Raw genomic sequence first — 8,798 nt, forward strand, 5'->3', positions numbered from 1 at the left:
GTCTCGAAAAGTGAGACAAGTGGACGAGGAGTGAGACGACTGCGAACAGACGTCGGCCCCGGCGCCGGGTCGTCGAAAAGGCCCGTGACGGTGTCACGGAGCGGAAGGAAAGAAAGGTCGCGACGCGAACGCCAGGGAGACGGCGTCAGCGACAGTGGATGTCGGCCACGCAGAGTGCGGTCACGCCGATGAGCGCCAGCTCGATGGCGGCGCTCCCAGGGGCGGCATGACTAGACCACATGCGCAGAAATATGAACGAACATGCGACTCATGTCAATGTGACATGAGCGGCGCCCGTCAACTCGCGGGATATGGCCAGGGGTTGGGCAGACAGTGGATTCCGTCATGGTCGAGGAACTTGGTCTGCTGCTGCATGACGGGGGCGAGTTCCCCGTCCTTCTGGCAGGTCACGTGGCCGTGGCCGAGCCGGTGGCCGACCTCATGGTTGATCAACATCTGCCGATAGGCGTAGATCTTGTCCCCGTATGTCACGCTTCCCTGAGCCCACCTGTATGCATTGATCATCACTCGTTCGGTGGACGCCGAGTCACAGGAGACGTTGTCCTCCGTGGTGTCCAGTCCGGACTTGGCGCACCAGGCGGCGGTCGTTCCGGGGCTGGCCAGCGTGATCACGAAGTCGGGCTTGCCGGAGGAGATCCGCTCGAAGGTACGGGCCCCTCCGTGGGCCCAACTGCGTTCGTCGTTCAGGGTCTTCTGCACGGCCTCCGCGAACAGCGTGCCGTCCAGGCCCAGCCCCTGCTCCACGTCCACGCGGTAGGTGTACTTCCGTCCGCTGCCCGGCGCCTTGTCGAACCCGGGCACGGTGTCGAACTTCCCCGAGCCCTTCAGTGTCGCGCCGAGCGGGTACGTCCGGTTCATCGCCTGCTCGTACGTCAGCGTCACCGGGCTCGCCGAGGCGGAGGGGGCCGGCTGTCCCGAGGCGCGCGCCTCACGGGCCTGGTCGGTGGCGGAGCGCGACTGTGCGGCGTGGTCCCGGCTCTCGGCCACCTGCCCGGCGACGACCACCGCGAGCACGGTCGTCACGGCGGCCGCGGCGACACCGGTGAAAGCCCGCGTGCGCTGGCCCTGACCGCTCGGCACTCCATGAGGGGCGGCTCCGTCGTCTTGCGGCCGCGGGTCCGTTGTGGCTGGTCGCGCAGTTCCCCGCGCCCCGTTCGGGGCGCCTGAGCCAGAGCGCTGCGTGGGCAGGTCGACGGGGGGCGCGTCGCCGCCGTCCGCCTCGGTCCCCACGGCAGTCGCCATGTCCACCGGCTGCCCGTCGGTACGGCGCGATCCACGCGCGCGGGGCGCGAAGACGTCGACATCGCCAAGATCCGCACCGCCGCCGTGGCCGTCCCGGAAGGCGTCGAGGTACTCCTGCCGAGGCCCGCCTTGCGGCCCGCTCTGCCGCTGCCGAGGAAGCACGGCACCGGGCCCGCTCCCGGCCCCGGCCCGCCCCGTGAACTCCCCCCAGCCTCCGCCGACTTCCCACTGCTCGGGATGCCCACCCCGCACGGGCACACCCGCAGCGGAGCTGCCCTCCCGGAAACGGGGCACACCGCGCGCGGGGGTACCGTCAGCCGGCCACGGCCGGGGCACGCCCTGCGCGGGCGTGCCGTCGGGAAGACGGGGCATCCCATGGGCGGGCGTGCCGTCGGGAACACGGGGCATCCCATGGGCGGGCGTGCCGTCGGGAAGGCGGGGCATGCCGTGGGCAGGAGTGCCATCAGGGAACCTCGGCACCCCATGCGCAGGCGTCCCGTCGGGGAAACGAGGCACACCGCGCGCGGGAGTGCCGGCGGCGAAACCCGGCACGCCGTGAGCGGGAGTGCCGTCAGCCGGCCGGGGCACCCCTTGCGCGCGGGCGCCACCAGGAATACGCGGCGCCCCCTGCACGGGCATGCCGCCAGACGTACGCGGCACCCCCTGCATCGGTGCACCACCAGGAATACGCGGCATCCTCTGCACGGGCGTGCCGTCCGGAGGTCGCCGCATCCCCTGCGCAGGCGCCCCGTCAGGCATCCGCGGTGCCCCGTCCCCCGGTGCCACCCACTCTGCCGCCTGCGCCCGCCGTTCCGCCCGGGCCCTCTGTTCCGGCTGTTCCCTCTGCTCCGGCTTCTGTGCACGCCTCGCGGCTATGTCCGCGGTATCGGGCTTGGGGGCCGGGCCGCGGCGGCTGTGGCGTCCCACGCCGGCCTCAGCTCCCCGCGCCGGGGGTGGTGACGGACGTGTCGGCCAGGAGTTCCCGGAATGCCCTGGCCACCACCTCCGGGTACTCCATCATCGCCACGTGCCCGGCGTCCGGCAGGGACAACAGACGGGAGTCGCGGAAGGAGCGGGCGGCCTTGCGGGCCATACGGAAGCCGACGAGCTGGTCACGGCCGCCGTAGACGAGCAGGGTCGGCGCGAGGACGCGCTCGGCCTGGCGCCACAGCCCGTGCTGTCCGCCGAGCGTATAGGCGTTGACGATCCCGCGCGCGGAGCGGGCCATCGCGTCCCAGACGTACGGCAGCTGCAACCGCCGCTCCAGCTCCTCCACGGCGTGCTGGAACGCCTCGGGCGACACCCGCCCGGGGTCGCCGTAACAGAGGGCCATGACCCCGCGCACCCGCTGCTCGGCGGTCCACTCGCGGGTGAGCCGGGTGAACAGGGCGGCGACACCGGGCACGCCGAGCAGGGCGGTCGGTGCCGCGGTGCGCTGGATGCGCAGCTCGGGCAGGGCGGGCGAGACGAGCGTGAGCGTACGGACGAGGTCGGGGCGTACGGCGGCCACGCGCGTGGTGACCGCGCCGCCCAGCGAGTTGCCGAAGAGGTGGACGGGGCCGCGGCCGGCCGCGTCGAGATAGCGGATCACCGCGCGCGCGTGCCCGGTGACGGAGTAGTCGCCGTCGTCCGGGGGCGGGGAGTCGCCGAAGCCCGGCAGGTCGAGCGCCTCGCTGTCGACGACGCCGTCCAGCTCGGCCATCAGCTCCGACCAGTTCTGCGAGGAACCGCCGAGCCCGTGGACGTACAGCGCGGGCGGCAGGCCCTCGTGCGCGGGACGGCGGGAACGGATCGACAGGGTGACACCGGGCAGCCCCACGGACCGCAGCCGCTCACCCTCACCGACCCGTACGGGCGCCACCTTCGGGAGCACGCTGGCGGCCGGCACGGACGGCGACTCGGTCGAAGACATGCGGCAATGTTACGAGGTGATCACGCCGAGGTTCGTGTGTTCGCCGTCACAGCGTGAGCCGTACGCGCGCGTGGGTGCCGCCAGTACACGCGCGTGAGTGCCGCCAGTACGCGCGCGTGGGTGCCGCCCGTACGCGCGCGTGGGCGTCACGGCATGGCGTCCGGTTCTGCTCTCTCCTAGGCTCGTACCCAGGGCACCCACGTGTGGCCCCTGCCGCATCCAGGGACGCCCGTAGGAAGGGAGCCCACCATGGCCCATGACCCCACCGAGCCCGGCTCGGCCGACGACCTGGAGACCGAGACGGCGGCCTCGGAGATCGATGTCGAGGCCCCCGAGGTGGACGCGGCCGAGCAGCACACCGACATCTCGCCGGAGCGCGACGATCCCCTGGAAGAAGTCGACCAGGACCGCGGGAACGTGGCCGATCTGGTCGAGCAGGCACGTGTGGTCAGGCTCGACGAGGACGACTACCGCTGACGGCGGCGGACTCCCGGGCCCGTTCCGGAGGATGATCACGTCTTTCGTCACCGTCCGGTACATGAAATTCTGCGCTCGCACCGCGCACACCACGGTTACCGAAAAGTACGATGGCCGCGCGGCCGACACCGCATGTGGACGACTTTGGGAGGCGGCGTGACAGCCATCGAGCAAACTGAGGCGGCACGCCCACGTGGCACCCGTCTGCCGCGCCGAGCCCGGCGGAACCAGTTGCTGGGCGCCGCCCAGGAGGTTTTCGTCGCGCAGGGGTATCACGCGGCGGCGATGGACGACATCGCCGAGCGGGCCGGTGTGAGCAAGCCCGTGCTCTACCAGCACTTCCCGGGCAAGCTCGACCTGTACCTCGCGCTGCTGGACCAGCACTGCGAGTCGCTGATCCAGGCCGTACGGACCGCGCTCGCGTCCACGACGGACAACAAGCAGCGCGTGCGCGCCACGATGGACGCTTATTTCGCCTACGTCGAGGACGACGGCGGCGCCTTTCGGCTGGTCTTCGAGTCGGACCTGACGAACGAGCCCGCGGTGCGCGAGCGCGTCGACAAGGTCACCAACGACTGCGCCGAGGCCATCTGCGAGGTCATCGCCGAGGACACCGGCCTCTCGCGCGCGGAGTCGATGCTGCTGGCCTCCGGCCTCGGCGGGCTCGCCCAGGTGGTGGCCCGCTCCTGGCTGCACAGCGACCGCAGCGTCCCGCGCGACCAGGCGGTGCAGCTGCTGACCTCGCTGGCCTGGCGGGGCATCGCAGGCTTCCCGCTGCACGGCACCGAACACCACTGACGGCCGTTTGTTCCCGGTCGCTGTTCGCTGATGGCGTGCCGACGCACAACGTATGCGTCCCCTCACCGGGCTAATGTGTGCTGCGTACGGCGCGGAAGATCGCGCACATCACTGACCGTCGGAGGGACATAGCCGTGGAGGTCAAGATCGGCGTGCAGTACGCGCCCCGCGAGATCGTGCTGGAGAGCGGTCTGAGCGTCGAGGAGGTCGAGCGCCTGGTGAGCGACGCGCTGTCCGGGAAGACGCAGCTGCTGAGCCTCCAGGACGAGAAGGGCCGCAAGGTCCTGGTGCCGACGGACCGTCTGGCGTACGTGGAGATCGGCGAGCCGAGCGTCCGCAAGGTCGGGTTCGGCGCACTGTAGGCCGACGTAGTGACAAGGGCCCGGCGGCACTCGGCCGCCGGGCCCTTGTTCTTCCTGGGGACGTGCACACAGATGGAGCACAACTCCCGCACAGCGGAGGATTGCAGTCCGCAGGTCACGGGTATGACGGGCTACGACCGTTCAAGGCAGACCGGCCGTGGGAGGGACCCCGACATGATCCTGGAAGCACTCGCGTCCGCAGTGCTCGGTCTCGTCCTCGCGTGGGCGGCGGCGCACGGCCTCTCCCACCGGCTCCCGGCCCGCCCGCTGGTGTTCTCGACAGGCATCGCCGGAGCCCTCTTCGGCGACTTCGTCACCCACACCGCCCTCGGCCCCGGCACAGCCTGGCTGAGCCTCCTGGGCGCCGCGGTCATCTCGGCGGCGTCGCTTTCCCTGCTCCTGCGTCCGGCGGGAAGACTGCGCCGATCAGCGACGGCGTAGCAAGGGGTCCTTTGCACGTGGCGTAAGCGGCAACCCCCTAGGGGCGCGGGGCTCTGTTCAATGTGCGGCTCCGCCGCGTGGGCGCGACCAGCCACAACGGACCCGCAGCCGCGCAACTCACCGCACCCACCCCCACGCAGCGCTACGCGGCCAAGCCGAGCGCAGCCATTCTCTTCGTGTGCGCCTCGGTGATCCGCGAGAACATCCTCCCGACCTCCGCGAGATCGAACCCGTCGGCGACGCCCCCGACGAGCATCGTGGACAGCGCGTCCCGGTCCGCGACCACCCGCTGGGACTGCGACAGCGCCTCGCCCATCAGCCGCCGCGCCCACAGCGCCAGCCGGCCGCCCACGCGCGGGTCGGCGTCGATCGCGGCCCGTACCTTCTCCACCGCGAACCCGGCGTGCCCGGTGTCGTCGAGGACGGCGAGGACCAGCTCGCGCGTGTCGGAGTCGAGCCGTACCGCGACCTCGCGGTAGAAGTCGCTCGCGATCGAGTCGCCGACGTACGCCTTGACCAGGCCCTCCAGCCAGTCCGAGGGCGCGGTCTGCCGGTGGAAGCCGTCCAGGGCGGCGACGAACGGGTCCATGGCGGCGGTCGGCTCCTCGCCGATCTCGGTCAGCCGGTCCCGCAGGCGCTCGAAGTGGTGGAACTCGGCCGAGGCCATCTTCGCCAGCTCCGCCTTGTCCGCGAGGGTCGGCGCCAGCTTGGCGTCCTCCGCGAGCCGCTCGAACGCCGCCAGCTCTCCGTACGCGAGCGCGCCGAGCAGATCCACGACGGCGGCGCGGTACTGCGGGTCGGCGGAGGCCTGCGCCCAGTCCTTGGCGGCGATGCCCGTGGGTGCGACGGAGTCGTTCTCAGGCTTGTCAGAGCTAGTCATGAGGCGCACAATAGCCCGCTCGCGGCACCCCCGAGGCGCCTGGCCGATCACTGTGACGACGACTACGTGACCAAATCGGCCATCGCATGTGCGCCGATCCGGGGTATGGTGGTAATGCGCCTGCTGAGTGCGTTGACGGTGTTCGACGCGTCCCGACAGGCCGCACGCATGAGGATGCCCGGTCGGTGGCCCGATCGGCTCCGACCCGACAGCCCTCCCTGGCCGTACGGCGCAGTACGTACGACGACCGGAGGGACACCCCTCAGCGGTACGAGCGCTAGAGCGTCGGCAGAGGTCCCGTGTCTTACGGCTTGCCCGAGTGGTTCGCCCGTACGGCAGCCGACGTCCCCGGCACGGTCAGACATGACCCCCGCGCTCGCCTCGCACCGCACCACACAGAAGAGGCAGCACCCTGACTACGACGTTTCGAGAACTCGGAATCCTTCCCGAGACCGCCGAGGCCCTGGAGGCCGTCGGCATCATCACCCCCTTCCCCATCCAGGAGATGACGCTCCCCGTCGCCCTTTCCGGCACGGACGTCATCGGCCAGGCCAAGACCGGCACCGGCAAGACGCTGGGCTTCGGCCTCCCGCTTCTGGAGCGCGTCACCGTCCCCGCCGACGTCGAGGCCGGACGCGCCGCCCCCGAGGCCCTCACGGACGCCCCGCAGGCGCTCGTCGTCGTCCCCACGCGCGAGCTGTGCACCCAGGTCACCAACGACCTGCTGACCGCCGGCAAGGTCCGTAACGTGCGCGTGACGGCGATCTATGGCGGCCGGGCCTACGAACCACAGGTGGAGGCTCTGAAGAAGGGCGTCGACGTGGTCGTCGGCACCCCGGGCCGGCTGCTGGACCTCGCGGGCCAGAAGAAGCTGGACCTGAAGCACGTCAAGTGCCTGGTCCTCGACGAGGCCGACGAGATGCTCGACCTGGGCTTCCTGCCCGACGTCGAGAAGATCATCGACATGCTCCCTGCCAAGCGCCAGACCATGCTGTTCTCGGCGACCATGCCGGGCGCGGTCATCGGCCTCGCGCGCCGCTACATGTCGCGGCCCACGCACATCCGTGCCACCGCACCGGACGACGAGGGCGCGACGGTCGCGAACATCAAGCAGTTCGTCTACCGCGCGCACAACATGGACAAGCCGGAGATGGTCGCCCGCATCCTGCAGGCCGAGGGCCGCGGACTGGCGATGATCTTCTGCCGTACGAAGCGCACGGCCGCCGACATCGCCGAGCAGCTGCAGCGCCGCGGGTTCGCCTCCGGCGCGGTCCACGGCGACCTCGGGCAGGGCGCCCGCGAGCAGGCGCTGCGCGCGTTCCGCAACGGCAAGGTGGACGTCCTGGTCTGCACCGACGTCGCCGCGCGCGGTATCGACGTCGAGGGCGTGACCCACGTCATCAACTACCAGTCCCCCGAGGACGAGAAGACGTACTTGCACCGGGTCGGCCGTACCGGCCGCGCGGGCGCCAAGGGTACGGCGATCACGTTCGTCGACTGGGACGACATCCCGCGCTGGCAGCTGATCAACAAGGCGCTGGAGCTGGACTTCAACGACCCGGTGGAGACGTACTCGTCGTCCCCGCATCTGTTCTCCGACCTCGACATCCCCGCGGGCACCAAGGGCATCCTGCCGCGCTCGGAGCGGACCCGTGCGGGTCTGGACGCGGAGGAGCTGGAGGACCTGGGCGAGACCGGTGGCCGTGGTGCGCGCGGTCGCGGTGGCCGCGGTGGCCGCGCCGAGTCCGCCGCCGCGCCGGCCGAGCGCGAGCGTTCGTCCCGTACGCCGCGTCGCCGCCGCCGCACGCGCGGTGGCTCCCCGGTGGACGCGGCCACCGCCGCACCGGCCGCTACGACGGCTCCGGCGCCGGCCGCCGAGTCCGGCCCGGCGGAGGAGACTTCCACGGCACCGCGCACCCTGCGCCGCCGTCGTCGTACGCGCGGCGGAGCGTCGGCGCAGCCGGTGGCGGCCGTCGAGACCGCCGTCGAGACCGTTGCCCCGGTGGAGGCTCCGGCCGCTCCGGAGACCGCGGAGGCCCCGGAGAAGCCGCGCCGCCGCCGCACCCGCAAGTCCGCGGAGCAGGCACCGGCTCCTGTCGCCGAGCCCACGGCCGAGACGCCCGTGACGGTGCCGGAGACGGCTCCGGCGGCCGACACGGTGACCGTGGAGGCACCGGAGGCGAAGCCTCGCCGCCGCACGCGCAAGACGGCCGAGCCCACGCCGGAAACGGCTGCGGCCCCGGCCGAGCCCACGGAGGAGCCCGCCCCGGCGACCAAGCCCCGCCGTACCCGAAAGGCAACGGCCCCCGCTCCCGAGGCCGCTGAGGTCTCCGCGGCCACCAAGGCCCCGGAGGCGGAGGCGGAGGCGGGGGCGGAGCCCAAGCCGCGCCGCACGCGCAAGACGGCCGCGACCGCCGAAGCCCCGGAGACTCCGGAAACCGAGGCCAAGCCGCGCCGCACGCGGAAGACGACGGCCACCACCGAGGCCCCCGAAGCCGAGGCCAAGCCCCGCCGCACCCGCAAGGCAGCAGCCACCGCCGAGGCGACGGCCGCCACGGCCGAGCCCCCGGAGACGGAGCCCAAGCCCCGCCGCACGCGCAAGACGGCCGCGACCGCCCCGGAGCCGACGGAAACCCCCGAAGCCGAGGCCAAGCCCCGCCGCACC

The 8,798-nt window shown here is 71.9% G+C and carries 9 protein-coding genes; 5 read left to right on the top strand and 4 right to left on the bottom strand.

What is annotated here, in order from left to right:
- Positions 1-145 precede the first annotated feature (145 nt).
- The 3 genes from LE548_RS46545 to LE548_RS21335 form a co-directional block, all read right to left on the bottom strand.
- Positions 146-241, bottom strand: a complete 96-nt coding sequence (locus LE548_RS46545) for an Ms4533A family Cys-rich leader peptide (RefSeq protein WP_333492262.1) — start codon at positions 239-241, stop codon at positions 146-148.
- A gap of 56 nt (positions 242-297) precedes the next feature.
- Entirely contained in the window at positions 298-1,707 is a 1,410-nt protein-coding gene (locus LE548_RS21330) for a DUF3152 domain-containing protein (RefSeq protein ID WP_263636381.1), read from the bottom strand.
- A 490-nt stretch (positions 1,708-2,197) separates the two neighbouring features.
- A complete protein-coding gene (locus tag LE548_RS21335) occupies positions 2,198-3,175 on the bottom strand; it encodes an alpha/beta fold hydrolase (RefSeq protein ID WP_225098517.1) in 978 nt (325 codons plus the stop codon).
- A 249-nt stretch (positions 3,176-3,424) separates the two neighbouring features.
- Here LE548_RS21335 and LE548_RS21340 point away from each other — a divergent pair, with 249 nt between their 5' ends.
- The 4 genes from LE548_RS21340 to LE548_RS21355 all read left to right on the top strand — a co-directional run bounded on the left by LE548_RS21340 (position 3,425) and on the right by LE548_RS21355 (position 5,253).
- Positions 3,425-3,652: a hypothetical protein gene (locus tag LE548_RS21340; protein WP_225098518.1), complete on the top strand. Its 228-nt coding sequence runs from the start codon at positions 3,425-3,427 to the stop codon at positions 3,650-3,652.
- A 156-nt stretch (positions 3,653-3,808) separates the two neighbouring features.
- On the top strand, positions 3,809-4,450 hold the full coding sequence (locus tag LE548_RS21345) for a TetR/AcrR family transcriptional regulator (RefSeq protein ID WP_225098519.1): 642 nt from the start codon (positions 3,809-3,811) through the stop codon (positions 4,448-4,450).
- 134 nt (positions 4,451-4,584) lie between these two features.
- Positions 4,585-4,812 (top strand): DUF3107 domain-containing protein, encoded by a 228-nt coding sequence (locus LE548_RS21350; RefSeq protein WP_225098520.1) that lies wholly within the window; start codon positions 4,585-4,587, stop codon positions 4,810-4,812.
- A gap of 174 nt (positions 4,813-4,986) precedes the next feature.
- The gene (locus tag LE548_RS21355) at positions 4,987-5,253 is read left to right on the top strand and encodes a hypothetical protein (protein WP_225098521.1); all 267 of its coding nucleotides are present in this window, start codon (positions 4,987-4,989) and stop codon (positions 5,251-5,253) included.
- A 142-nt stretch (positions 5,254-5,395) separates the two neighbouring features.
- Here the strand turns inward: LE548_RS21355 and LE548_RS21360 are convergent, their stop codons facing one another.
- On the bottom strand, positions 5,396-6,133 hold the full coding sequence (locus LE548_RS21360; RefSeq protein ID WP_225098522.1) for a ferritin-like fold-containing protein: 738 nt from the start codon (positions 6,131-6,133) through the stop codon (positions 5,396-5,398).
- 505 nt (positions 6,134-6,638) lie between these two features.
- Here LE548_RS21360 and LE548_RS21365 point away from each other — a divergent pair.
- Positions 6,639-8,798, top strand: a 2,160-nt coding sequence (locus tag LE548_RS21365) for a DEAD/DEAH box helicase (RefSeq protein ID WP_225098523.1), incomplete at its 3' end; no start/stop codon positions are given.

This window comes from Streptomyces sp. CoH27, assembly GCF_020181035.1.
Classification (GTDB): domain Bacteria; phylum Actinomycetota; class Actinomycetes; order Streptomycetales; family Streptomycetaceae; genus Streptomyces; species Streptomyces camelliae.

What these genes read in the sequence shown, in the direction of transcription:
- LE548_RS46545 (WP_333492262.1), bottom strand. Translation starts at nt 241, where the DNA reads ATGTGGTCTAGTCATGCCGCCCCTGGGAGCGCCGCCATCGAGCTGGCG.
- LE548_RS21330 (WP_263636381.1), bottom strand. Translation starts at nt 1,707, where the DNA reads ATGCCCCGCCTTCCCGACGGCACGCCCGCCCATGGGATGCCCCGTGTT.
- LE548_RS21360 (WP_225098522.1), bottom strand. Translation starts at nt 6,133, where the DNA reads ATGACTAGCTCTGACAAGCCTGAGAACGACTCCGTCGCACCCACGGGC.
- LE548_RS21355 (WP_225098521.1), top strand. Translation starts at nt 4,987, where the DNA reads ATGATCCTGGAAGCACTCGCGTCCGCAGTGCTCGGTCTCGTCCTCGCG.
- LE548_RS21335 (WP_225098517.1), bottom strand. Translation starts at nt 3,175, where the DNA reads ATGTCTTCGACCGAGTCGCCGTCCGTGCCGGCCGCCAGCGTGCTCCCG.
- LE548_RS21340 (WP_225098518.1), top strand. Translation starts at nt 3,425, where the DNA reads ATGGCCCATGACCCCACCGAGCCCGGCTCGGCCGACGACCTGGAGACC.